Origin of the sequence: Escherichia sp. MOD1-EC5990 (assembly GCF_002965285.1) — a bacterium.
GTDB lineage: Bacteria > Pseudomonadota > Gammaproteobacteria > Enterobacterales > Enterobacteriaceae > Escherichia > Escherichia coli_F.
Genome location: NZ_PTRV01000002.1, coordinates 57,817 through 80,845, shown reverse-complemented (window position 1 = coordinate 80,845; position 23,029 = coordinate 57,817). Strand labels below are relative to the sequence as shown.

Sequence of the window (23,029 nt, the reverse complement as noted above, 5' to 3'; positions counted from 1 at the left end):
GCGACGCATGAAAGCAGCGGCGAAAACGCAGAAACCAAAACGTCAGGAAGAACATGCCAACTTTATCAGTTGGCGTTTTGCGTTGTTATGCGGCTGTATTCTCCTGGCGCTGGCTTTTCTGCTCGGACGCGTAGCGTGGTTACAAGTTATCTCCCCGGATATGCTGGTAAAAGAGGGCGACATGCGTTCTCTTCGCGTTCAGCAAGTTTCCACCTCCCGCGGCATGATTACTGACCGTTCTGGTCGCCCGTTAGCGGTGAGCGTGCCGGTAAAAGCGATTTGGGCTGACCCGAAAGAGGTGCATGACGCTGGTGGTATCAGCGTCGGTGACCGCTGGAAGGCGTTGGCTAACGCGCTCAACATTCCATTGGATCAGCTTTCAGCCCGCATTAACGCCAACCCGAAAGGGCGCTTTATTTATCTGGCGCGTCAGGTAAACCCTGACATGGCAGAGTACATCAAAAAACTGAAGCTGCCGGGGATTCATCTACGTGAAGAATCTCGCCGTTACTATCCGTCTGGCGAAGTGACCGCTCACCTCATCGGCTTTACTAACGTCGATAGTCAGGGGATTGAGGGCGTCGAGAAGAGTTTCGATAAATGGCTTACCGGGCAGCCTGGCGAGCGCATTGTGCGTAAAGACCGCTATGGTCGCGTAATTGAAGATATCTCTTCCACCGACAGTCAGGCGGCACACAACCTGGCGCTGAGTATTGATGAACGCCTGCAGGCGCTGGTTTATCGCGAACTGAATAACGCGGTGGCCTTTAACAAGGCTGAATCCGGTAGTGCCGTGCTGGTGGATGTCAACACCGGTGAAGTGTTGGCGATGGCTAACAGCCCGTCATACAACCCAAACAATCTGAGTGGCACGCCGAAAGAGGCGATGCGTAACCGTACCATCACCGACGTGTTTGAACCTGGCTCAACGGTCAAACCGATGGTGGTGATGACCGCGTTGCAACGTGGCGTGGTGCGAGAAAACTCGGTACTGAATACCGTTCCTTATCGGATTAACGGCCACGAAATCAAAGACGTGGCACGCTACAGCGAATTAACCCTGACCGGGGTATTACAGAAGTCGAGTAACGTCGGTGTTTCCAAACTGGCGTTAGCGATGCCGTCCTCAGCGTTAGTAGATACTTACTCACGTTTTGGACTGGGAAAAGCGACCAATTTGGGGTTGGTCGGAGAACGCAGTGGCTTATATCCTCAAAAACAACGGTGGTCTGACATAGAGAGGGCCACCTTCTCTTTCGGCTACGGGCTAATGGTAACACCGTTACAGTTAGCGCGAGTCTACGCAACTATCGGCAGCTATGGCATTTATCGCCCGCTGTCGATTACCAAAGTTGATCCCCCGGTTCCCGGTGAACGCGTCTTCCCGGAATCCATTGTTCGCACCGTGGTGCATATGATGGAAAGCGTGGCGCTACCGGGCGGCGGCGGCGTGAAGGCGGCGATTAAAGGCTATCGTATCGCCATTAAAACCGGTACCGCGAAAAAGGTCGGGCCGGACGGTCGCTACATCAATAAATATATTGCTTATACCGCAGGCGTTGCGCCTGCGAGTCAGCCGCGCTTCGCGCTGGTTGTTGTTATCAACGATCCGCAGGCGGGTAAATACTACGGCGGCGCCGTTTCCGCGCCGGTCTTTGGTGCCATCATGGGCGGCGTATTGCGTACCATGAACATCGAGCCGGATGCGCTGACAACGGGTGATAAAAATGAATTTGTGATTAATCAAGGCGAGGGGACAGGTGGCAGATCGTAATTTGCGCGACCTTCTTGCTCCGTGGGTGCCAGACGCACCTTCGCGAGCACTGCGAGAGATGACACTCGACAGCCGTGTGGCTGCGGCGGGCGATCTCTTTGTAGCTGTAGTAGGTCATCAGGCGGACGGGCGTCGATATATCCCGCAGGCGATAGCGCAAGGTGTGGCTGCCATTATTGCAGAGGCGAAAGATGAGGCGACCGACGGTGAAATCCGTGAAATGCACGGCGTACCAGTCATCTATCTCAGCCAGCTCAATGAGCGTTTATCTGCACTTGCGGGCCGCTTTTACCATGAACCCTCTGACAATTTACGTCTCGTGGGCGTAACGGGCACCAACGGCAAAACTACGACTACTCAGCTTCTGGCGCAGTGGAGCCAACTGCTTGGCGAAACCAGCGCGGTAATGGGCACCGTTGGTAACGGCCTGCTGGGAAAAGTGATCCCGACAGAAAATACCACCGGTTCGGCAGTCGATGTTCAGCATGAGCTGGCGGGGCTGGTGGATCAGGGCGCGACTTTTTGCGCAATGGAAGTTTCCTCCCACGGACTGGTACAGCACCGTGTGGCGGCATTGAAATTTGCGGCGTCGGTCTTTACCAACTTGAGTCGCGATCACCTTGATTACCATGGTGATATGGAACACTACGAAGCGGCGAAATGGCTGCTTTATTCTGAACATCATTGCGGTCAGGCGATTATTAACGCCGACGATGAAGTGGGCCGCCGCTGGCTGGCAAAACTGCCGGACGCGGTTGCGGTATCAATGGAAGATCATATCAATCCGAATTGTCACGGACGCTGGTTGAAAGCGACCGACGTGAACTATCACGACAGCGGTGCGACTATTCGCTTTAGCTCAAGCTGGGGCGATGGCGAAATTGAAAGCCATCTGATGGGCGCTTTTAATGTCAGCAACCTGCTGCTCGCGCTGGCGACGCTGCTGGCACTTGGCTACCCGCTGGCTGATCTGTTAAAAACCGCCGCGCGTCTGCAACCGGTTTGCGGACGTATGGAAGTGTTCACTGCACCGGGCAAACCGACGGTGGTGGTGGATTACGCGCATACGCCGGATGCATTGGAAAAAGCCTTGCAGGCTGCACGTCTTCACTGTGCAGGCAAGCTGTGGTGCGTCTTTGGCTGTGGTGGCGATCGCGATAAAGGTAAGCGTCCACTGATGGGAGCAATTGCTGAAGAGTTTGCTGACGTGGCGGTGGTAACGGACGATAACCCGCGTACCGAAGAACCGCGCGCTATCATCAACGATATTCTGGCGGGAATGCTGGACGCCGGACATGCCAAAGTGATGGAAGGCCGCGCTGAAGCGGTGACTTGCGCTGTTATGCAGGCTAAAGAGAATGATGTGGTGCTGATCGCGGGCAAAGGCCATGAGGATTATCAGATTGTTGGCAACCAGCGTCTGGACTACTCCGATCGCGTCACGGTAGCGCGTCTACTGGGGGTGATTGCATGATTAGCGTAACCCTTAGCCAACTTACCGATATTCTCAACGGTGAACTAAAAGGGGCAGATATTACCCTTGATGCTGTAACCACTGACACACGAAAACTGACGCCGGGTTGCCTGTTTGTTGCCCTGAAAGGCGAACGTTTCGATGCCCATGATTTTGCTGACCAGGCGAAAGCTGGCGGTGCGGGTGCACTGCTGGTTAGCCGTCCGCTGGATATCGATCTGCCGCAGTTAATCGTCAAGGATACGCGTCTGGCGTTTGGTGAACTGGCTGCATGGGTTCGCCAGCAAGTTCCGGCGCGCGTGGTTGCTCTGACCGGTTCCTCCGGCAAAACCTCCGTTAAAGAGATGACGGCAGCGATTTTAAGCCAGTGTGGCAACACGCTTTATACGGCAGGCAATCTCAACAACGACATCGGTGTACCGATGACGCTGTTGCGCTTAACGCCAGAGTACGATTACGCAGTAATTGAACTTGGCGCGAACCATCAGGGCGAAATTGCCTGGACTGTGAGTCTGACTCGCCCGGAAGCGGCGCTGGTCAACAACCTGGCAGCGGCGCATCTGGAAGGTTTTGGCTCGCTTGCGGGTGTCGCGAAAGCGAAAGGTGAAATCTTTAGCGGCCTGCCGGAAAACGGTATCGCCATTATGAATGCCGACAACAACGACTGGCTGAACTGGCAGAGTGTGATTGGCTCACGCAAAGTGTGGCGCTTCTCACCGAATGCTAACAACAGCGATTTCACCGCCACCAATATCCACGTGACCTCGCACGGTACGGAATTTACGCTGCAAACCCCAACGGGTAGCGTCGATGTTCTGCTGCCGTTGCCGGGGCGTCACAATATTGCGAATGCTCTGGCAGCCGCTGCGCTCTCCATGTCCGTGGGCGCAACGCTTGATGCTATTAAAGCGGGGCTGGCAAATCTGAAAGCTGTTCCTGGCCGTCTGTTCCCCATTCAACTGGCGGAAAATCAGTTGCTGCTCGACGACTCCTACAACGCTAACGTCGGCTCCATGACCGCCGCTGTTCAGGTACTGGCTGAAATGCCGGGCTACCGTGTGCTGGTGGTGGGCGATATGGCGGAACTGGGCGCTGAAAGCGAGGCCTGCCATGTACAGGTGGGCGAAGCGGCGAAGGCGGCGGGTATTGACCGCGTGTTAAGTGTGGGTAAACAAAGCCATGCTATCAGTACCGCCAGCGGCGTTGGTGAACATTTTGCCGATAAAACTGCGCTTATCACACGTCTTAAATCACTGATTGCTGAGCAACAGGTAATTACGATTTTAGTTAAGGGTTCACGTAGTGCTGCCATGGAAGAGGTAGTACGCGCTTTACAGGAGAATGGGACATGTTAGTTTGGCTGGCCGAACATTTGGTCAAATATTATTCCGGCTTTAACGTCTTTTCCTATCTGACGTTTCGCGCCATCGTCAGCCTGCTGACTGCGCTGTTCATCTCATTGTGGATGGGCCCGCGCATGATTGCTCATTTACAAAAACTCTCCTTTGGTCAGGTGGTGCGTAACGACGGTCCTGAATCACACTTCAGCAAGCGCGGTACGCCGACCATGGGCGGGATTATGATCCTGACAGCGATTGTGATCTCCGTGCTGCTGTGGGCATACCCGTCCAACCCGTATGTCTGGTGCGTGTTGGTCGTGCTGGTCGGTTACGGTGTTATTGGCTTCGTTGATGACTATCGCAAAGTAGTGCGTAAAGACACCAAGGGGTTGATTGCTCGCTGGAAGTATTTCTGGATGTCGGTTATTGCGCTGGGTGTTGCTTTCGCTTTGTACCTTGCCGGGAAAGACACGCCCGCAACGCAGCTGGTGGTCCCGTTCTTTAAAGATGTGATGCCGCAGTTGGGGCTGTTCTACATTCTGCTGGCTTACTTCGTCATTGTGGGCACCGGCAACGCGGTAAACCTGACCGATGGTCTTGATGGCCTGGCGATTATGCCGACTGTATTCGTCGCCGGTGGTTTTGCGCTGGTGGCATGGGCAACCGGCAACATGAACTTTGCCAGCTATTTACACATACCGTATCTACGACACGCCGGGGAACTGGTCATTGTCTGTACCGCGATAGTCGGGGCAGGGCTGGGCTTCCTGTGGTTTAACACCTATCCGGCGCAGGTCTTTATGGGCGATGTCGGTTCGCTGGCGTTAGGTGGTGCGTTAGGCATTATCGCCGTACTGCTGCGTCAGGAATTCCTGCTGGTGATTATGGGGGGCGTGTTTGTCGTTGAAACCCTGTCGGTTATTTTGCAGGTCGGCTCCTTTAAACTGCGCGGACAACGTATTTTCCGCATGGCACCGATTCATCACCACTATGAACTGAAAGGCTGGCCGGAACCGCGCGTCATTGTACGTTTCTGGATTATTTCGCTGATGCTGGTCCTGATTGGTCTGGCAACGCTGAAGGTACGTTAATCATGGCTGATTACCAGGGTAAAAATGTCGTCATTATCGGCCTGGGCCTCACCGGGCTTTCTTGCGTGGACTTTTTCCTCGCTCGCGGTGTGACGCCGCGCGTTATGGATACGCGGATGACACCGCCTGGCCTGGATAAATTACCCGAAGCCGTAGAACGCCACACGGGCGGTCTGAATGATGAATGGCTGATGGCGGCCGATCTGATTGTCGCCAGTCCCGGTATTGCACTGGCGCATCCATCCTTAAGCGCTGCCGCTGATGCCGGAATCGAAATCGTTGGCGATATCGAGCTGTTCTGTCGCGAAGCACAAGCACCGATTGTGGCGATTACCGGTTCTAACGGCAAAAGCACGGTCACCACGCTAGTGGGTGAAATGGCGAAAGCGGCGGGCGTTAACGTTGGCGTGGGTGGCAACATTGGCCTGCCCGCGTTGATGCTGTTGGATGCTGAGTGCGAACTGTACGTGCTGGAGCTGTCTAGCTTCCAGCTTGAAACCACCTCCAGCTTACAGGCGGTAGCAGCGACCATTCTGAACGTGACTGAAGATCATATGGATCGCTATCCATTTGGTTTACAGCAGTATCGTGCGGCAAAACTGCGCATTTATGAAAATGCGAAAGTTTGCGTGGTTAATGCTGATGATGCCTTAACAATGCCGATTCGTGGTGCGGATGAACGCTGCGTTAGCTTTGGTATCAATATGGGCGACTATCACTTGAATCATCAGCAGGGTGAAACCTGGCTGCGGGTGAAAGGCGAGAAAGTGTTGAACGTGAAAGAGATGAAACTTTCCGGTCAGCATAACTACACCAATGCGCTGGCGGCACTGGCGCTGGCAGACGCAGCTGGTTTGCCACGCGCCAGTAGCCTGAAAGCGTTAACTACGTTCACTGGTTTGCCGCATCGCTTTGAAGTGGTGCTGGAACATAACGGTGTGCGCTGGATTAACGACTCGAAAGCGACCAATGTCGGCAGTACGGAAGCGGCGCTCAATGGCCTGCACGTAGATGGCACGCTGCATTTGTTGCTGGGCGGCGATGGTAAATCGGCGGACTTTAGTCCGCTGGCACGTTACCTGAATGGCGATAACGTACGTTTGTATTGTTTCGGTCGTGACGGCGCACAGCTGGCGGCACTGCGCCCGGAAGTGGCAGAACAAACCGAAACCATGGAACAGGCGATGCGCTTGCTGGCTCCGCGTGTTCAACCAGGAGATATGGTTCTGCTCTCCCCGGCCTGTGCCAGCCTTGATCAATTCAAGAACTTTGAACAACGAGGCAATGAGTTTGCCCGTCTGGCGAAGGAGTTAGGTTGATGCGTTTATCTCTCCCTCGCCTGAAAATGCCGCGCCTGCCAGGATTCAGTATCCTGGTCTGGATCTCCACGGCGCTAAAGGGCTGGGTGATGGGCTCGCGGGAAAAAGATACCGACAGCCTGATCATGTACGATCGCACCTTACTGTGGCTGACCTTCGGCCTCGCGGCGATCGGCTTTATCATGGTGACGTCCGCATCAATGCCTATCGGACAACGCTTGACTAACGATCCCTTTTTCTTCGCTAAGCGTGATGGCGTCTACCTGATCCTGGCGTTCATTCTGGCGATCATTACGCTGCGTCTGCCGATGGAGTTCTGGCAACGTTACAGCGCTACGATGCTACTCGGTTCAATCATCCTGTTGATGATCGTTCTGGTAGTGGGTAGCTCTGTTAAAGGGGCATCGCGTTGGATCGATCTCGGCTTGCTGCGTATCCAGCCTGCGGAGCTGACAAAACTGTCGCTGTTTTGCTATATCGCCAACTATCTGGTGCGTAAAGGCGACGAAGTGCGTAATAACCTGCGCGGCTTCTTGAAACCGATGGGCGTGATTTTGGTGTTGGCAGTGTTACTGCTGGCACAGCCAGACCTTGGTACGGTGGTGGTGCTGTTTGTGACCACGCTGGCGATGTTGTTCCTGGCGGGGGCGAAATTGTGGCAGTTCATTGCCATTATCGGCATGGGGATTTCAGCGGTTGTGTTACTGATCCTCGCCGAACCGTACCGTATCCGCCGTGTTACCGCATTCTGGAATCCGTGGGAAGATCCCTTTGGTAGCGGCTATCAGTTAACGCAATCGCTGATGGCGTTTGGTCGCGGCGAACTGTGGGGGCAAGGTTTAGGTAACTCGGTTCAAAAACTGGAGTATCTGCCGGAAGCACACACTGACTTTATTTTCGCCATTATCGGCGAAGAATTAGGTTATGTCGGTGTGGTACTAGCACTTTTAATGGTATTCTTCGTCGCTTTTCGTGCGATGTCGATTGGCCGTAAAGCATTAGAAATTGACCATCGTTTTTCCGGTTTTCTCGCCTGTTCCATTGGCATCTGGTTTAGCTTCCAGGCGCTGGTTAACGTAGGTGCGGCGGCGGGGATGTTACCGACCAAAGGTCTGACATTGCCGCTGATCAGTTACGGTGGTTCGAGCTTACTGATTATGTCGACAGCCATCATGATGCTGTTGCGTATTGATTATGAAACGCGTCTGGAGAAAGCGCAGGCGTTTGTACGAGGTTCACGATGAGTGGTCAAGGAAAGCGATTAATGGTGATGGCCGGCGGAACCGGTGGACATGTGTTCCCGGGACTGGCGGTTGCGCACCATCTAATGGCTCAGGGTTGGCAAGTTCGCTGGCTGGGGACTGCCGACCGTATGGAAGCGGACTTAGTGCCAAAACATGGCATCGAAATTGATTTCATTCGTATCTCTGGTCTGCGTGGTAAAGGTATAAAAGCACTGTTAGCTGCGCCTCTGCGTATTTTTAACGCCTGGCGTCAGGCACGGGCGATTATGAAAGCGTTCAAACCTGATGTGGTGCTCGGAATGGGCGGCTACGTATCAGGCCCAGGTGGTCTGGCCGCGTGGTCGTTAGGCATTCCGGTTGTACTTCATGAACAAAATGGTATTGCGGGCTTAACCAATAAATGGCTGGCGAAGATTGCCACCAAAGTGATGCAGGCGTTTCCAGGCGCTTTCCCTAATGCGGAAGTGGTGGGTAACCCGGTGCGTACCGATGTGTTGGCGTTGCCACTGCCGCAGCAACGTTTGGCTGGTCGTGAAGGTCCGGTTCGTGTGTTGGTAGTGGGCGGTTCTCAGGGCGCTCGTATTCTTAACCAAACAATGCCGCAGGTTGCAGCAAAGCTGGGCGATTCAGTCACTATCTGGCATCAGAGCGGCAAAGGTTCGCAACAATCCGTTGAACAGGCGTATGCGGAAGCGGGGCAACCGCAGCATAAAGTGACGGAATTTATTGATGATATGGCGGCGGCGTATGCGTGGGCGGATGTCGTTGTTTGCCGCTCCGGCGCGTTAACGGTGAGTGAAATTGCCGCAGCGGGGCTACCGGCATTGTTTGTGCCGTTTCAACATAAAGACCGCCAGCAATACTGGAATGCGCTACCGCTGGAAAAAGCGGGCGCAGCCAAAATTATCGAGCAGCCACAGCTTACTGTGGATGCTGTCGCCAACACCCTGGCCGGGTGGTCGCGAGAAACCTTATTAACCATGGCAGAACGCGCCCGTGCTGCATCCATTCCGGATGCCACCGAGCGAGTGGCAAATGAAGTGAGCCGGGCTGCCCGGGCGTAATTGTAGCGATGCCTTTTGCATCGTATGAATGTAAGAAGTTAATGGCGTAAAGAATGAATACACAACAATTGGCAAAACTGCGTTCCATCGTGCCCGAAATGCGTCGCGTTCGGCACATACATTTTGTCGGCATCGGTGGTGCCGGTATGGGCGGTATTGCCGAAGTTCTGGCCAATGAAGGTTATCAGATCAGTGGTTCCGATTTAGCGCCAAATCCGGTCACGCAGCAGTTAATGAATCTTGGGGCGACGATTTATTTCAACCATCGCCCGGAAAACGTACGTGATGCCAGCGTGGTCGTTGTTTCCAGCGCGATTTCTGCCGATAACCCGGAAATTGTCGCAGCTCATGAAGCGCGTATTCCTGTGATCCGTCGTGCCGAAATGCTAGCTGAGTTAATGCGTTTTCGTCATGGCATCGCCATTGCCGGAACGCACGGCAAAACGACAACCACTGCGATGGTTTCCAGCATCTACGCAGAAGCGGGACTCGACCCAACCTTCGTTAACGGTGGGCTGGTAAAAGCGGCGGGCGTTCATGCGCGTTTGGGGCATGGTCGGTACCTGATTGCCGAAGCAGATGAGAGCGATGCATCGTTCCTGCATCTGCAACCGATGGTGGCGATTGTCACCAATATCGAAGCCGACCACATGGATACCTACCAGGGCGACTTTGAGAATTTAAAACAGACCTTTATTAATTTTCTGCACAACCTGCCGTTTTACGGTCGTGCGGTGATGTGTGTTGATGATCCGGTGATCCGCGAATTGTTACCGCGTGTGGGGCGTCAGACCACGACTTACGGCTTCAGCGAAGATGCCGACGTGCGTGTAGAAGATTATCAGCAGATTGGCCCGCAGGGGCACTTTACGCTGCTGCGCCAGGACAAAGAGCCGATGCGCGTCACCCTGAATGCGCCAGGCCGTCATAACGCGCTGAACGCCGCAGCTGCGGTTGCGGTTGCTACGGAAGAGGGAATTGACGACGAGGCTATTTTGCGTGCGCTGGAGAGCTTCCAGGGGACTGGTCGCCGTTTTGATTTCCTCGGTGAATTCCCGCTGGAGCCAGTGAATGGTAAGAGCGGTACGGCAATGCTGGTCGATGACTACGGCCACCACCCGACGGAAGTGGACGCCACCATTAAAGCGGCGCGTGCAGGCTGGCCGGATAAAAACCTGGTAATGCTGTTTCAGCCACACCGTTTTACCCGTACGCGCGACCTGTATGATGATTTCGCCAATGTGCTGACGCAGGTTGATACCCTGTTGATGCTGGAAGTGTATCCGGCTGGCGAAGCGCCAATTCCGGGAGCGGACAGCCGTTCGCTGTGTCGCACAATTCGTGGACGTGGGAAAATTGATCCCATTCTGGTGCCGGACCCAGCGCAGGTAGCCGAAATGCTAGCACCAGTATTAACCGGTAACGACCTGATTCTCGTTCAGGGGGCCGGTAATATCGGAAAAATTGCTCGTTCTTTAGCTGAAATCAAACTGAAGCCGCAAACTCCGGAGGAAGAACAACATGACTGATAAAATCGCGGTCCTGTTGGGCGGGACCTCCGCTGAGCGGGAAGTTTCTCTGAATTCTGGTGCAGCGGTGTTAGCCGGGCTGCGTGAAGGCGGTATTGACGCGTATCCTGTCGACCCGAAAGAAGTCGACGTGACGCAACTGAAGTCGATGGGCTTTCAGAAAGTGTTTATCGCGCTACACGGTCGCGGTGGTGAAGATGGCACGTTGCAGGGCATGCTCGAGCTGATGGGCTTGCCTTATACCGGCAGCGGAGTAATGGCATCTGCGCTTTCAATGGATAAACTACGCAGCAAATTGCTTTGGCAGGGCGCTGGTTTACCGGTAGCGCCGTGGGTAGCATTAACCCGCGCAGAGTTTGAAAAAGGCCTGAGCGATAAGCAGTTAGCAGAAATTTCTGCCTTAGGTTTGCCGGTTATCGTTAAGCCGAGTCGCGAAGGTTCCAGCGTGGGAATGTCAAAAGTAGTAGCAGAAAATGCTCTACAAGATGCATTAAGATTGGCATTTCAGCACGATGAAGAAGTATTGATTGAAAAATGGCTAAGTGGGCCGGAGTTCACGGTTGCGATACTTGGTGAAGAAATTTTACCGTCAATACGTATTCAACCGGCCGGAACCTTCTATGATTATGAGGCGAAGTATCTCTCTGATGAGACACAGTATTTCTGCCCCGCAGGTCTGGAAGCGTCACAAGAGGCCAATTTGCAGGCATTAGTGCTGAAAGCATGGACGACGTTAGGTTGCAAAGGATGGGGACGTATTGACGTTATGCTGGACAGCGATGGACAGTTTTATCTGCTGGAAGCCAATACCTCACCGGGTATGACCAGCCACAGCCTGGTGCCGATGGCGGCACGTCAGGCAGGTATGAGCTTCTCGCAGTTGGTAGTACGAATTCTGGAACTGGCGGACTAATATGTCGCAGGCTGCTCTGAACACGCGAAACAGCGAAGAAGAAGTTTCTTCGCGCCGCAATAATGGAACGCGTCTGGCGGGGATCCTTTTCCTGCTGACCGTTTTAACGACAGTGTTGGTGAGCGGCTGGGTCGTGTTGGGCTGGATGGAAGATGCGCAACGCCTGCCGCTCTCAAAGCTGGTGTTGACCGGTGAACGCCATTACACGCGTAATGATGATATCCGACAGTCGATCCTGGCATTGGGTGAGCCAGGTACCTTTATGACCCAGGATGTCAACATCATCCAGACGCAAATAGAACAACGCCTGCCGTGGATTAAGCAGGTGAGCGTCAGAAAGCAGTGGCCTGATGAATTGAAGATTCATCTGGTTGAATATGTGCCGATTGCGCGGTGGAATGATCAACATATGGTAGACGCGGAAGGAAACACTTTCAGCGTACCACCAGATCGCACCAGCAAGCAGGTGCTTCCAATGCTGTATGGCCCGGAAGGCAGCGCCAATGAAGTGTTGCAGGGCTATCGCGAAATGGGGCAGATGCTGGCAAAGGACAGATTTACTCTGAAGGAAGCGGCGATGACCGCGCGGCGTTCCTGGCAGTTGACGCTGAATAACGATATTAAGCTCAATCTTGGCCGGGGCGATACGATGAAACGTTTGGCTCGCTTTGTAGAACTTTATCCGGTTTTACAGCAGCAGGCGCAAACCGATGGCAAACGGATTAGCTACGTTGATTTGCGTTATGACTCTGGAGCGGCAGTAGGCTGGGCGCCCTTGCCGCCAGAGGAATCTACTCAGCAACAAAATCAGGCACAGGCAGAACAACAATGATCAAGGCGACGGACAGAAAACTGGTAGTAGGACTGGAGATTGGTACCGCGAAGGTTGCCGCTTTAGTAGGGGAAGTTCTGCCCGACGGTATGGTCAATATCATTGGCGTGGGCAGCTGCCCGTCGCGTGGTATGGATAAAGGCGGGGTGAACGACCTCGAATCCGTGGTCAAGTGCGTACAACGCGCCATTGACCAGGCAGAATTGATGGCAGATTGTCAGATCTCTTCGGTATATCTGGCGCTTTCTGGTAAGCACATCAGCTGCCAGAATGAAATTGGTATGGTGCCTATTTCTGAAGAAGAAGTGACGCAAGAAGATGTGGAAAACGTCGTCCATACCGCGAAATCAGTGCGTGTGCGCGATGAGCATCGTGTGCTGCATGTGATCCCGCAAGAGTATGCGATTGACTATCAGGAAGGGATCAAGAATCCGGTAGGACTTTCGGGCGTGCGGATGCAGGCAAAAGTGCACCTGATCACATGTCACAACGATATGGCGAAAAACATCGTCAAAGCGGTTGAACGTTGTGGGCTGAAAGTTGACCAACTGATATTTGCCGGACTGGCATCAAGTTATTCGGTATTGACGGAAGATGAACGTGAACTGGGTGTCTGCGTCGTCGATATCGGTGGTGGTACAATGGATATCGCCGTTTATACCGGTGGGGCATTGCGCCACACTAAGGTAATTCCTTATGCTGGCAATGTCGTGACCAGTGATATCGCTTACGCCTTTGGCACGCCGCCAAGCGACGCCGAAGCGATTAAAGTTCGCCACGGTTGTGCGCTGGGTTCCATCGTTGGAAAAGATGAGAGCGTGGAAGTGCCTAGCGTAGGCGGTCGTCCACCGCGGAGTCTGCAACGTCAGACCCTGGCAGAGGTGATCGAGCCGCGCTATACCGAGCTGCTCAACCTGGTCAACGAAGAGATATTGCAGTTGCAGGAAAAGCTTCGCCAACAAGGGGTTAAACATCACCTGGCGGCAGGCATTGTTTTAACTGGTGGCGCAGCGCAGATCGAAGGTCTTGCAGCCTGTGCTCAGCGCGTGTTTCATACGCAAGTGCGTATCGGCGCGCCGCTGAACATTACCGGTTTAACGGATTATGCTCAGGAGCCGTATTATTCGACGGCGGTGGGATTGCTTCACTATGGGAAAGAGTCACATCTTAACGGTGAAGCTGAAGTAGAAAAACGTGTTACAGCATCAGTTGGCTCGTGGATCAAGCGACTCAATAGTTGGCTGCGAAAAGAGTTTTAATTTTTATGAGGCCGACGATAATTACGGCCTCAGGCGACAGGCACAAATCGGAGAGAAACTATGTTTGAACCAATGGAACTTACCAATGACGCGGTGATTAAAGTCATCGGCGTCGGCGGCGGCGGCGGTAATGCTGTTGAACACATGGTGCGCGAGCGCATTGAAGGTGTTGAATTCTTCGCGGTAAATACCGATGCACAAGCGCTGCGTAAAACAGCGGTTGGACAGACGATTCAAATCGGTAGCGGTATCACCAAAGGACTGGGAGCTGGCGCAAATCCAGAAGTTGGCCGTAATGCGGCTGATGAGGATCGCGATGCACTGCGTGCGGCGCTGGAAGGTGCAGACATGGTCTTTATTGCTGCGGGTATGGGTGGTGGTACCGGTACTGGTGCAGCACCAGTTGTCGCTGAAGTGGCAAAAGATTTGGGGATCCTGACCGTTGCTGTCGTGACTAAGCCTTTCAACTTTGAAGGCAAGAAGCGTATGGCATTCGCTGAGCAGGGGATCACAGAACTGTCCAAGCATGTGGACTCTCTGATCACTATCCCTAACGACAAACTGCTGAAAGTCTTGGGCCGCGGTATTTCCCTGCTGGATGCATTTGGCGCAGCGAACGATGTACTGAAAGGTGCTGTGCAAGGTATCGCTGAACTGATTACTCGTCCAGGCCTGATGAACGTGGACTTTGCAGACGTACGTACCGTAATGTCTGAAATGGGCTACGCAATGATGGGTTCTGGTGTGGCGAGCGGCGAAGACCGTGCGGAAGAAGCTGCTGAAATGGCTATCTCCTCTCCGCTGCTGGAAGATATCGATCTGTCTGGCGCGCGCGGCGTGCTGGTTAACATCACGGCGGGCTTCGACCTGCGTCTGGATGAGTTCGAAACGGTAGGTAACACCATCCGTGCATTTGCATCCGACAACGCAACTGTGGTTATCGGTACTTCTCTTGACCCGGATATGAATGACGAGCTGCGCGTAACTGTTGTTGCGACAGGTATCGGTATGGACAAACGTCCTGAAATCACCCTGGTGACCAATAAGCAGGTTCAGCAGCCAGTGATGGATCGCTACCAGCAGCACGGGATGGCACCGCTGACTCAGGAGCAGAAACCGGTTGCTAAAGTCGTGAATGACAACGCACCGCAAACTGCGAAAGAGCCGGATTATCTGGATATCCCAGCATTCCTGCGTAAGCAAGCTGATTAAGAATTGACTGGAATTTGGGTTTCGAGGCTCTTTGTGCTAAACTGGCCCGCCGAATGTATAGTACACTTCGGTTGGATAGGTAATTTGGCGAGATAATACGATGATCAAACAAAGGACACTTAAACGTATCGTTCAGGCGACGGGTGTCGGTTTACATACCGGCAAGAAAGTCACCCTGACGTTACGCCCTGCGCCGGCCAACACCGGGGTCATCTATCGTCGCACCGACTTGAATCCACCGGTAGATTTCCCGGCCGATGCCAAATCTGTGCGTGATACCATGCTCTGTACGTGTCTGGTCAACGAGCATGATGTACGGATTTCAACCGTAGAGCACCTCAATGCTGCTCTCGCGGGCCTGGGCATCGATAACATTGTTATCGAAGTTAACGCGCCGGAAATCCCGATCATGGACGGCAGCGCCGCTCCGTTTGTATACCTGCTGCTTGACGCCGGTATCGACGAGTTGAACTGCGCCAAGAAATTTGTTCGCATCAAAGAGACTGTTCGTGTCGAAGATGGCGATAAGTGGGCTGAATTTAAGCCGTACAATGGTTTTTCGCTGGATTTCACCATCGATTTTAACCATCCGGCTATTGATTCCAGCAACCAGCGCTATGCGATGAACTTCTCCGCTGATGCGTTTATGCGCCAGATCAGCCGTGCGCGTACGTTCGGTTTCATGCGTGATATCGAATATCTGCAGTCCCGTGGTTTGTGCCTGGGCGGCAGCTTCGATTGTGCCATCGTTGTTGACGATTATCGCGTACTGAACGAAGACGGCCTGCGTTTTGAAGACGAATTTGTGCGTCACAAAATGCTCGATGCGATCGGTGACTTGTTCATGTGTGGTCACAATATTATTGGTGCATTTACCGCTTATAAATCTGGTCATGCACTGAATAACAAACTGCTGCAGGCTGTCCTTGCAAAACAGGAAGCCTGGGAATATGTGACCTTCCAGGACGACGCAGAACTGCCGTTGGCCTTCAAAGCGCCTTCAGCCGTACTGGCATAACGACATTTATACTGTCGTATAAAATTCGACTGGCAAATCTGGCACTCTCTCCGGCCAGGTGAACCAGTCGTTTTTTTTTGAATTTTATAAGAACGATAAAAAACGGTGCGAACGCTGTTTTCTTAAGCACTTTTACGCACAACTTATCTTCATTCGTGCTGTGGACTTCAGGCTTTAATGATAAGATTTGTGCGCTAAATACGTTTGAATACGATCGGGATGGCAATAACGTGAGTGGAATACTGACGCGCTGGCGACAGTTTGGTAAACGCTACTTCTGGCCGCATCTCTTATTAGGGATGGTCGCGGCGAGTTTAGGTTTGCCTGCGCTCAGCAACGCCGCCGAACCAAACGCGCCCGCAAAAGCGACAACCCGCAACCACGAGCCTTCAGCCAAAGTTAACTTTGGTCAATTGGCCTTGCTGGAAGCGAACACGCGCCGCCCGAATTCGAACTATTCCGTTGATTACTGGCATCAACATGCCATTCGCACGGTAATCCGTCATCTTTCCTTCGCAATGGCACCGCAAACGCTGCCCGTTGCTGAAGAATCTTTGCCTCTTCAGGCGCAACATCTTGCATTACTGGATACGCTCAGCGCGCTGCTGACCCAGGAAGGCACGCCGTCTGAAAAGGGTTATCGCATTGATTATGCGCATTTTACCCCGCAAGCAAAATTCAGCACGCCCGTCTGGATAAGCCAGGCGCAAGGTATCCGTGCTGGCCCTCAACGCCTCAGCTAACAACAATAAACCTTTATTTCATTTTATTGACTCCGCAACACGGGGCGTTTGAGATTTTATTATGCTAATCAAATTATTAACTAAAGTTTTCGGTAGTCGTAACGATCGCACCCTGCGCCGGATGCGCAAAGTCGTCAACATCATCAATGCCATGGAACCGGAGATGGAAAAACTCTCCGACGAAGAACTGAAAGGGAAAACCGCAGAGTTTCGTGCACGTCTGGAAAAAGGCGAAGTGCTGGAAAATCTGATCCCAGAAGCTTTCGCTGTGGTGCGTGAGGCAAGTAAGCGCGTCTTTGGTATGCGTCACTTCGACGTTCAGTTACTCGGCGGTATGGTTCTTAACGAACGCTGCATCGCGGAAATGCGTACCGGTGAAGGTAAAACCCTGACCGCAACGCTGCCTGCTTACCTGAACGCATTAACCGGTAAGGGCGTACACGTTGTTACCGTCAACGACTACCTGGCGCAACGTGACGCCGAAAACAACCGTCCGCTGTTTGAATTCCTTGGCCTGACTGTCGGTATCAACCTGCCGGGCATGCCAGCACCGGCGAAGCGTGAAGCTTACGCAGCTGACATCACTTACGGTACGAACAACGAATACGGCTTTGACTACCTGCGCGATAACATGGCATTCAGCCCTGAAGAACGTGTACAACGTAAACTGCACTATGCGCTGGTGGACGAAGTGGACTCCATCCTGATCGATGAAGCGCGTACACCGCTGATCATTTCCGGCCCGGCTGAAGACAGCTCGGAAATGTATAAACGCGTGAACAAAATCATTCCGCACCTGATTCGTCAGGAAAAAGAAGACTCCGAAACCTTCCAGGGCGAAGGCCACTTCTCGGTGGATGAAAAATCTCGCCAGGTGAACTTGACTGAACGTGGTCTGGTGCTGATCGAAGAGCTGCTGGTGAAAGAAGGCATCATGGATGAAGGGGAGTCGCTGTACTCTCCGGCTAATATTATGCTGATGCACCACGTAACCGCGGCGCTGCGTGCTCACGCACTGTTTACCCGTGACGTCGACTACATCGTTAAAGATGGTGAAGTTATCATCGTTGATGAACACACCGGTCGTACCATGCAGGGACGTCGCTGGTCCGATGGCCTGCATCAGGCAGTGGAAGCGAAAGAAGGTGTACAGATTCAGAACGAAAACCAGACGCTGGCGTCGATCACCTTCCAGAACTACTTCCGTTTGTATGAAAAACTGGCGGGCATGACCGGTACTGCTGATACCGAAGCTTTCGAATTTAGCTCAATCTACAAGCTGGATACCGTTGTTGTTCCAACCAACCGTCCGATGATTCGTAAAGATCTGCCAGATCTGGTCTATATGACTGAAGCGGAAAAAATCCAGGCGATCATCGAAGATATCAAAGAGCGTACTGCGAAGGGCCAGCCAGTGCTGGTGGGTACTATCTCCATCGAAAAATCGGAATTGGTGTCAAACGAGCTGACCAAAGCCGGTATCAAACACAACGTTCTGAACGCCAAATTCCACGCTAACGAAGCAGCGATTGTTGCACAAGCGGGTTATCCGGCGGCGGTGACTATCGCGACTAACATGGCGGGTCGTGGTACAGATATTGTGCTCGGTGGTAGCTGGCAGGCAGAAGTTGCCGCGCTGGAAAATCCGACCGCAGAGCAAATTGAAAAAATCAAAGCCGACTGGCAGGTGCGTCACGATGCGGTACTGGCTGCAGGTGGTCTGCATATCATCGGTACAGAACGTCACGAATCTCGTCGTATCGATAACCAGCTACGCGGTCGTTCTGGGCGCCAGGGGGATGCCGGTTCTTCCCGTTTCTACCTGTCGATGGAAGATGCGCTGATGCGTATTTTTGCTTCTGACCGTGTTTCCGGCATGATGCGTAAACTGGGTATGAAACCAGGCGAAGCCATCGAGCACCCGTGGGTGACCAAAGCGATTGCCAACGCTCAGCGTAAAGTTGAAAGCCGTAACTTCGATATTCGTAAGCAACTGCTGGAATATGATGACGTGGCTAACGATCAGCGTCGCGCTATTTACTCCCAGCGTAATGAACTGCTGGATGTCAGCGATGTGAGCGATACCATCAACAGCATTCGTGAAGATGTGTTCAAAGCGACCATCGATGCCTACATTCCGCCGCAGTCGCTGGAAGAAATGTGGGATATTCCGGGGCTGCAGGAACGTCTGAAGAACGATTTCGACCTCGATTTGCCGATTGCCGAGTGGCTGGACAAAGAGCCAGAACTGCATGAAGAGACGCTGCGTGAGCGTATTCTGGCGCAGTCCATCGAAGTGTATCAGCGTAAAGAAGAAGTGGTTGGCGCTGAGATGATGCGTCACTTCGAGAAAGGCGTCATGCTGCAAACGCTTGACTCCCTGTGGAAAGAGCACCTGGCAGCGATGGATTATCTGCGTCAAGGTATCCACCTGCGTGGCTATGCACAGAAAGATCCGAAGCAGGAATACAAACGTGAATCGTTCTCCATGTTTGCAGCGATGCTGGAGTCGCTGAAATATGAAGTCATCAGCACGCTGAGCAAAGTCCAGGTACGTATGCCTGAAGAGGTTGAAGAGCTGGAACAACAGCGTCGTATGGAAGCCGAGCGTTTAGCGCAAATGCAGCAGCTTAGCCATCAGGATGATGACTCTGCAGCCGCAGCTGCACTGGCGGCACAAACCGGTGAACGCAAAGTTGGACGTAATGATCCTTGCCCGTGCGGTTCTGGTAAAAAATACAAGCAGTGCCACGGTCGCCTGCAATAAAGCTAACTCTTGAAACAAAAGGCGCAGGATTCTGCGCCTTTTTTATAGGTTTAAGACAATGAAAAAGCTGCAAATTGCGGTAGGTATTATTCGCAACGAGAACAATGAAATCTTTATAACCCGTCGCGCCGCAGATGCGCACATGGCGAATAAACTGGAGTTTCCAGGCGGTAAAATTGAAATGGGCGAAACGCCGGAACAGGCGGTGGTGCGTGAACTTCAGGAAGAAGTCGGGATTACCCCACAACATTATTCGCTATTTGAAAAACTGGAATATGAATTCCCGGACAGGCATATAACACTGTGGTTCTGGCTGGTCGAAAGCTGGGAAGGGGAGCCGTGGGGTAAAGAAGGGCAGCCCAGTGAGTGGATTTCGCAGGCCTGCCTCAATGCAGATGATTTTCCGCCAGCCAATGAACCGGTAATTGCGAAGCTTAAGTGTCTGTAGATCGGTTAAGGCATCCGACATTTACACTGGATGCCTGATGCGACGCTGGCGCGTCTTATCAGGCCTACAATTTTTTTAATGCGTTGATATAAAAGGTCTTGCAGGTCGGATAAGGCATTCGCGCTGCATCCGACAACATCTCACCTTTTACACCCAATTACTTCTGCTCTTCGCTCCAGTCATCGCTTTCGGAAAGATCGCCACTGCTGGGGATTCGCTTTTCTTCAGCAGCCCATTCTCCTAGGTCGATCAGCTGACAACGTTTGGAACAAAATGGCCGAAACGGGCTGATTTCACCCCATACCACCGTTTTCCCGCAGGTTGGGCAATTCACCGTAATAGTTTCTGACATTTTTACTCCTTAGCAACAGGCCAGTTCGAAATCCAGACGTTCCGGTACCTGTCCGTTTTCACTGTCCAGCGGCATAAAACGAATGGCAAAACGGCTCTTATGACCGGAAATTTGCGGATAAAGCTGTGAATCGAGCGACAGATTCAGGCGCAGCAAGTCGGCATCGCCACCGTTATCCTGATAAAAACCATTCAGGCTGGTTTGTTTACGGAAGGGGGCCGACTGGCGAATTAAATCCAGCACCATGGTAAGTGCCTGGGTGAGCGGGTTCAGGCTGGCAATCCAGGTTTCTACCTGGCTGTCACGCTGCGCCTGGGGTAGATGCAGCCAAATGTGCAATGTAGGTAAATCAAAGCTACAACAGCCGCCTGGGATGCTCAGTCGCTGACGCACCAGAGCAATCAAACGATCTTCACGCAGAAATTGCCCGATACGCGGCGCGGAAATTAATACGCTCCCCGCCGCTTTTAACTGCTGAATTAATGCTTCAATACGGCTCTGGTCCACGCCAGGCACGCCAATCCAGGTCTGGAGTTTGCGCTGCTGGCGGTCAAGTTCTTTCAACAGCTCAGTACGGACTTCGCCGCGCTCGAAAACATCCAGTAATTCACTGACATTGCGGAAGAAATGCAGAGCGCCAGCGTAGTCAACGACGGGTAGATTAACGGTGAGTTGCTGAATCAAAAACTCAATGCGCAGCCATGTACGCATTTTTTCATTTAGTGGATGTTCAAAAAGGACCTGGGTCTGCATTACGGTTTTTCCTGTGAGACAAACTGCGACGCAAGCTGCAAATAGTGTGCGTGCAGGCGGGCAACATCCGATGCGATAGCATCCGGTGCGCCGTTATTATCAATGACGTCATCTGCCACGGCAAGGCGGGCTTCGCGCGTTGCCTGAGCAGCAAGAATTTGTTCAACATGCTCGCGAGTGACATCATCGCGCTGCATGGTGCGTTTAAGTTGCGTTTCTGGGCTGACATCCACCACCAGCACTCGATTCGCTTTTTTATACAATGAGTTTTCTACCAGCAATGGCACAACCCACAGTACATAGGGGGAAGTTGCTTGCTGGATCTGGTGTTGCGTCTCTTGCTGAATCAGCGGATGCAGCAGGGCGTTAAGCCAGTTTTTCTCTTCCGGGTTGGCGAAAATCCGCTCGCGCAAGGCCCGGCGCTGCAATGTTCCATCAACAGCAATCATGTTAGCGCCAAAGTGATCAGCAATGGCATGTAGCGCAGGTGCACCTGGTTCAACCACCTGACGCGCAATAATATCGGCATCAATGACGTTAATTCCGAGATCAGCAAACGCATTGGCAACGGTACTCTTGCCACTGCCAATGCCTCCCGTTAAGGCAACTATATACCTCATAATTTATATTCCCGGGAATTCATCATGATTATCAAAACGTTAAAAATGAGCGCACGAAAGCGAAATTGATGAAACGTTCGCTCACTATTTACCAGGTAAATTTATGGGATTGTAGCGTAAAAAAAGACAATTTCGCAGTCTTGCGCCGCATTGATTAGTGCGTATGATAGCGTCACTGGAGTTGCGCTCTTACCCTTATAGCCATTAACCCCAGGAATCCGCACATGCGTATTGAAGAAGATCTGAAGTTAGGTTTTAAAGACGTTCTCATCCGCCCTAAACGCTCCACTCTTAAAAGCCGTTCCGATGTTGAACTGGAACGTCAATTCACCTTCAAACATTCAGGTCAGAGCTGGTCCGGCGTGCCGATTATCGCCGCAAATATGGACACCGTAGGCACATTTTCTATGGCCTCTGCGCTGGCTTCTTTTGATATTCTGACTGCTGTGCATAAACACTATTCTGTCGAAGAGTGGCAAGCGTTTATCAACAATTCTTCCGCTGATGTGCTGAAACATGTGATGGTTTCTACCGGTACGTCTGATGCGGATTTCGAAAAAACTAAACAGATTCTCGACCTGAACCCGGCATTAAACTTCGTTTGTATTGATGTGGCGAATGGTTATTCTGAACACTTCGTGCAGTTCGTTGCGAAAGCGCGTGAAGCGTGGCCGACCAAAACCATTTGTGCTGGCAACGTCGTGACTGGTGAAATGTGTGAGGAGCTTATCCTCTCCGGTGCTGATATCGTTAAAGTTGGCATTGGCCCAGGTTCTGTTTGTACAACTCGCGTCAAAACAGGCGTCGGTTATCCGCAACTTTCTGCGGTGATCGAATGTGCCGATGCTGCGCATGGTCTGGGCGGAATGATCGTCAGCGACGGTGGCTGCACCACGCCGGGCGATGTCGCGAAAGCCTTTGGCGGCGGTGCCGATTTCGTCATGCTTGGCGGCATGCTGGCGGGCCACGAAGAGAGCGGCGGTCGCATCGTTGAGGAGAACGGCGAGAAATTTATGCTGTTCTACGGCATGAGCTCCGAGTCTGCGATGAAACGTCACGTTGGCGGCGTTGCGGAATATCGCGCAGCAGAAGGTAAAACCGTTAAGCTGCCGCTGCGAGGCCCGGTTGAAAATACCGCGCGTGATATTTTGGGCGGCCTGCGTTCAGCTTGTACATACGTTGGGGCTTCACGCCTGAAAGAGCTGACCAAGCGCACTACGTTTATCCGTGTACAGGAACAAGAAAACCGCATCTTCAACAATCTGTAATCTCCCAAT

The 23,029-nt window shown here is 52.7% G+C and carries 21 protein-coding genes; 18 read left to right on the top strand and 3 right to left on the bottom strand.

Annotation, left to right across the window (positions count from 1 at the left end; translation table 11 throughout):
* Nucleotides 1–7: 7 nt before the first annotated feature.
* The 16 genes from ftsI to mutT all read left to right on the top strand — a co-directional run bounded on the left by ftsI (nucleotide 8) and on the right by mutT (nucleotide 20,027).
* Nucleotides 8–1,774 (top strand): peptidoglycan glycosyltransferase FtsI, encoded by a 1,767-nt coding sequence (ftsI, locus tag BEB42_RS02500; RefSeq protein WP_000642212.1) that lies wholly within the window; start codon nucleotides 8–10, stop codon nucleotides 1,772–1,774.
* Complete coding sequence (gene murE / locus BEB42_RS02495) at nucleotides 1,761–3,248, top strand: UDP-N-acetylmuramoyl-L-alanyl-D-glutamate--2,6-diaminopimelate ligase (RefSeq protein WP_000785117.1); 1,488 nt, start codon at nucleotides 1,761–1,763, stop codon at nucleotides 3,246–3,248. Before ftsI ends, murE begins: the two co-directional genes overlap by 14 nt.
* Entirely contained in the window at nucleotides 3,245–4,603 is a 1,359-nt protein-coding gene (gene murF, locus BEB42_RS02490; RefSeq protein ID WP_000626658.1) for a UDP-N-acetylmuramoyl-tripeptide--D-alanyl-D-alanine ligase, read from the top strand. The genes murE and murF overlap by 4 nt, the downstream gene beginning before the upstream one ends.
* Entirely contained in the window at nucleotides 4,597–5,679 is a 1,083-nt protein-coding gene (gene mraY, locus BEB42_RS02485) for a phospho-N-acetylmuramoyl-pentapeptide-transferase (RefSeq protein ID WP_000964131.1), read from the top strand. The genes murF and mraY overlap by 7 nt, the downstream gene beginning before the upstream one ends.
* A gap of 2 nt (nucleotides 5,680–5,681) precedes the next feature.
* A complete protein-coding gene (gene murD / locus BEB42_RS02480) occupies nucleotides 5,682–6,998 on the top strand; it encodes a UDP-N-acetylmuramoyl-L-alanine--D-glutamate ligase (protein ID WP_000796453.1) in 1,317 nt (438 codons plus the stop codon).
* Complete coding sequence (gene ftsW / locus BEB42_RS02475; RefSeq protein WP_001295532.1) at nucleotides 6,998–8,242, top strand: cell division protein FtsW; 1,245 nt, start codon at nucleotides 6,998–7,000, stop codon at nucleotides 8,240–8,242. The genes murD and ftsW overlap by 1 nt, the downstream gene beginning before the upstream one ends.
* Nucleotides 8,239–9,306, top strand: a complete 1,068-nt coding sequence (gene murG, locus BEB42_RS02470; RefSeq protein ID WP_000016571.1) for an undecaprenyldiphospho-muramoylpentapeptide beta-N-acetylglucosaminyltransferase — start codon at nucleotides 8,239–8,241, stop codon at nucleotides 9,304–9,306. The genes ftsW and murG overlap by 4 nt, the downstream gene beginning before the upstream one ends.
* A gap of 53 nt (nucleotides 9,307–9,359) precedes the next feature.
* A complete protein-coding gene (gene murC, locus BEB42_RS02465) occupies nucleotides 9,360–10,835 on the top strand; it encodes a UDP-N-acetylmuramate--L-alanine ligase (protein ID WP_001096048.1) in 1,476 nt (491 codons plus the stop codon).
* On the top strand, nucleotides 10,828–11,748 hold the full coding sequence (gene ddlB, locus BEB42_RS02460) for a D-alanine--D-alanine ligase (protein ID WP_000130051.1): 921 nt from the start codon (nucleotides 10,828–10,830) through the stop codon (nucleotides 11,746–11,748). The genes murC and ddlB overlap by 8 nt, the downstream gene beginning before the upstream one ends.
* A 1-nt stretch (nucleotide 11,749) precedes the next feature.
* Nucleotides 11,750–12,580 carry a cell division protein FtsQ gene (gene ftsQ, locus BEB42_RS02455; protein WP_000075744.1) on the top strand — a complete coding sequence of 277 codons (831 nt, stop codon included), beginning with the start codon at nucleotides 11,750–11,752 and terminating at the stop codon, nucleotides 12,578–12,580.
* On the top strand, nucleotides 12,577–13,839 hold the full coding sequence (ftsA, locus tag BEB42_RS02450; RefSeq protein ID WP_000588474.1) for a cell division protein FtsA: 1,263 nt from the start codon (nucleotides 12,577–12,579) through the stop codon (nucleotides 13,837–13,839). Before ftsQ ends, ftsA begins: the two co-directional genes overlap by 4 nt.
* Before the next feature lie 60 nt (nucleotides 13,840–13,899).
* Entirely contained in the window at nucleotides 13,900–15,051 is a 1,152-nt protein-coding gene (gene ftsZ / locus BEB42_RS02445) for a cell division protein FtsZ (RefSeq protein WP_000462776.1), read from the top strand.
* Between the two features lie 100 nt (nucleotides 15,052–15,151).
* A complete protein-coding gene (gene lpxC / locus BEB42_RS02440) occupies nucleotides 15,152–16,069 on the top strand; it encodes a UDP-3-O-acyl-N-acetylglucosamine deacetylase (protein WP_000595482.1) in 918 nt (305 codons plus the stop codon).
* A gap of 230 nt (nucleotides 16,070–16,299) precedes the next feature.
* A complete protein-coding gene (gene secM / locus BEB42_RS02435; RefSeq protein ID WP_000014320.1) occupies nucleotides 16,300–16,812 on the top strand; it encodes a secA translation cis-regulator SecM in 513 nt (170 codons plus the stop codon).
* Between the two features lie 61 nt (nucleotides 16,813–16,873).
* Nucleotides 16,874–19,579 carry a preprotein translocase subunit SecA gene (secA, locus tag BEB42_RS02430; protein ID WP_000905777.1) on the top strand — a complete coding sequence of 902 codons (2,706 nt, stop codon included), beginning with the start codon at nucleotides 16,874–16,876 and terminating at the stop codon, nucleotides 19,577–19,579.
* A 58-nt stretch (nucleotides 19,580–19,637) separates the two neighbouring features.
* On the top strand, nucleotides 19,638–20,027 hold the full coding sequence (gene mutT / locus BEB42_RS02425; RefSeq protein ID WP_000736035.1) for an 8-oxo-dGTP diphosphatase MutT: 390 nt from the start codon (nucleotides 19,638–19,640) through the stop codon (nucleotides 20,025–20,027).
* A gap of 157 nt (nucleotides 20,028–20,184) precedes the next feature.
* Here mutT and yacG read toward each other — a convergent pair whose 3' ends face one another.
* The 3 genes from yacG to coaE are packed head-to-tail and all read right to left on the bottom strand — an operon-like array spanning nucleotide 20,185 to nucleotide 21,752.
* Complete coding sequence (gene yacG, locus BEB42_RS02420; RefSeq protein ID WP_000005043.1) at nucleotides 20,185–20,379, bottom strand: DNA gyrase inhibitor YacG; 195 nt, start codon at nucleotides 20,377–20,379, stop codon at nucleotides 20,185–20,187.
* A gap of 9 nt (nucleotides 20,380–20,388) precedes the next feature.
* Complete coding sequence (gene zapD, locus BEB42_RS02415) at nucleotides 20,389–21,132, bottom strand: cell division protein ZapD (protein ID WP_001194743.1); 744 nt, start codon at nucleotides 21,130–21,132, stop codon at nucleotides 20,389–20,391.
* Nucleotides 21,132–21,752, bottom strand: coding sequence for a dephospho-CoA kinase (coaE, locus tag BEB42_RS02410; RefSeq protein WP_001269529.1), 621 nt, complete (start codon nucleotides 21,750–21,752; stop codon nucleotides 21,132–21,134). Before coaE ends, zapD begins: the two co-directional genes overlap by 1 nt.
* Before the next feature lie 24 nt (nucleotides 21,753–21,776).
* Between coaE and BEB42_RS26580 the strand changes: the two genes are divergently transcribed.
* On the top strand, nucleotides 21,777–21,821 hold the full coding sequence (locus BEB42_RS26580) for a protein YacM (protein WP_120795372.1): 45 nt from the start codon (nucleotides 21,777–21,779) through the stop codon (nucleotides 21,819–21,821).
* Nucleotides 21,822–21,976: 155 nt separating this feature from the next.
* The gene (guaC, locus tag BEB42_RS02405; RefSeq protein WP_001217338.1) at nucleotides 21,977–23,020 is read left to right on the top strand and encodes a GMP reductase; all 1,044 of its coding nucleotides are present in this window, start codon (nucleotides 21,977–21,979) and stop codon (nucleotides 23,018–23,020) included.
* Nucleotides 23,021–23,029: the final 9 nt, after the last annotated feature.

Bases quoted from the DNA above. Each gene is read 5' to 3' on its own strand.
- ftsI (WP_000642212.1), top strand. From the start codon at position 8: ATGAAAGCAGCGGCGAAAACGCAGAAACCAAAACGTCAGGAAGAACAT.
- murF (WP_000626658.1), top strand. From the start codon at position 3,245: ATGATTAGCGTAACCCTTAGCCAACTTACCGATATTCTCAACGGTGAA.
- mraY (WP_000964131.1), top strand. From the start codon at position 4,597: ATGTTAGTTTGGCTGGCCGAACATTTGGTCAAATATTATTCCGGCTTT.
- murD (WP_000796453.1), top strand. From the start codon at position 5,682: ATGGCTGATTACCAGGGTAAAAATGTCGTCATTATCGGCCTGGGCCTC.
- ftsW (WP_001295532.1), top strand. From the start codon at position 6,998: ATGCGTTTATCTCTCCCTCGCCTGAAAATGCCGCGCCTGCCAGGATTC.
- murG (WP_000016571.1), top strand. From the start codon at position 8,239: ATGAGTGGTCAAGGAAAGCGATTAATGGTGATGGCCGGCGGAACCGGT.
- murC (WP_001096048.1), top strand. From the start codon at position 9,360: ATGAATACACAACAATTGGCAAAACTGCGTTCCATCGTGCCCGAAATG.
- ddlB (WP_000130051.1), top strand. From the start codon at position 10,828: ATGACTGATAAAATCGCGGTCCTGTTGGGCGGGACCTCCGCTGAGCGG.
- ftsQ (WP_000075744.1), top strand. From the start codon at position 11,750: ATGTCGCAGGCTGCTCTGAACACGCGAAACAGCGAAGAAGAAGTTTCT.
- ftsA (WP_000588474.1), top strand. From the start codon at position 12,577: ATGATCAAGGCGACGGACAGAAAACTGGTAGTAGGACTGGAGATTGGT.
- ftsZ (WP_000462776.1), top strand. From the start codon at position 13,900: ATGTTTGAACCAATGGAACTTACCAATGACGCGGTGATTAAAGTCATC.
- lpxC (WP_000595482.1), top strand. From the start codon at position 15,152: ATGATCAAACAAAGGACACTTAAACGTATCGTTCAGGCGACGGGTGTC.
- secA (WP_000905777.1), top strand. From the start codon at position 16,874: ATGCTAATCAAATTATTAACTAAAGTTTTCGGTAGTCGTAACGATCGC.
- mutT (WP_000736035.1), top strand. From the start codon at position 19,638: ATGAAAAAGCTGCAAATTGCGGTAGGTATTATTCGCAACGAGAACAAT.
- yacG (WP_000005043.1), bottom strand. From the start codon at position 20,379: ATGTCAGAAACTATTACGGTGAATTGCCCAACCTGCGGGAAAACGGTG.
- zapD (WP_001194743.1), bottom strand. From the start codon at position 21,132: ATGCAGACCCAGGTCCTTTTTGAACATCCACTAAATGAAAAAATGCGT.
- coaE (WP_001269529.1), bottom strand. From the start codon at position 21,752: ATGAGGTATATAGTTGCCTTAACGGGAGGCATTGGCAGTGGCAAGAGT.
- guaC (WP_001217338.1), top strand. From the start codon at position 21,977: ATGCGTATTGAAGAAGATCTGAAGTTAGGTTTTAAAGACGTTCTCATC.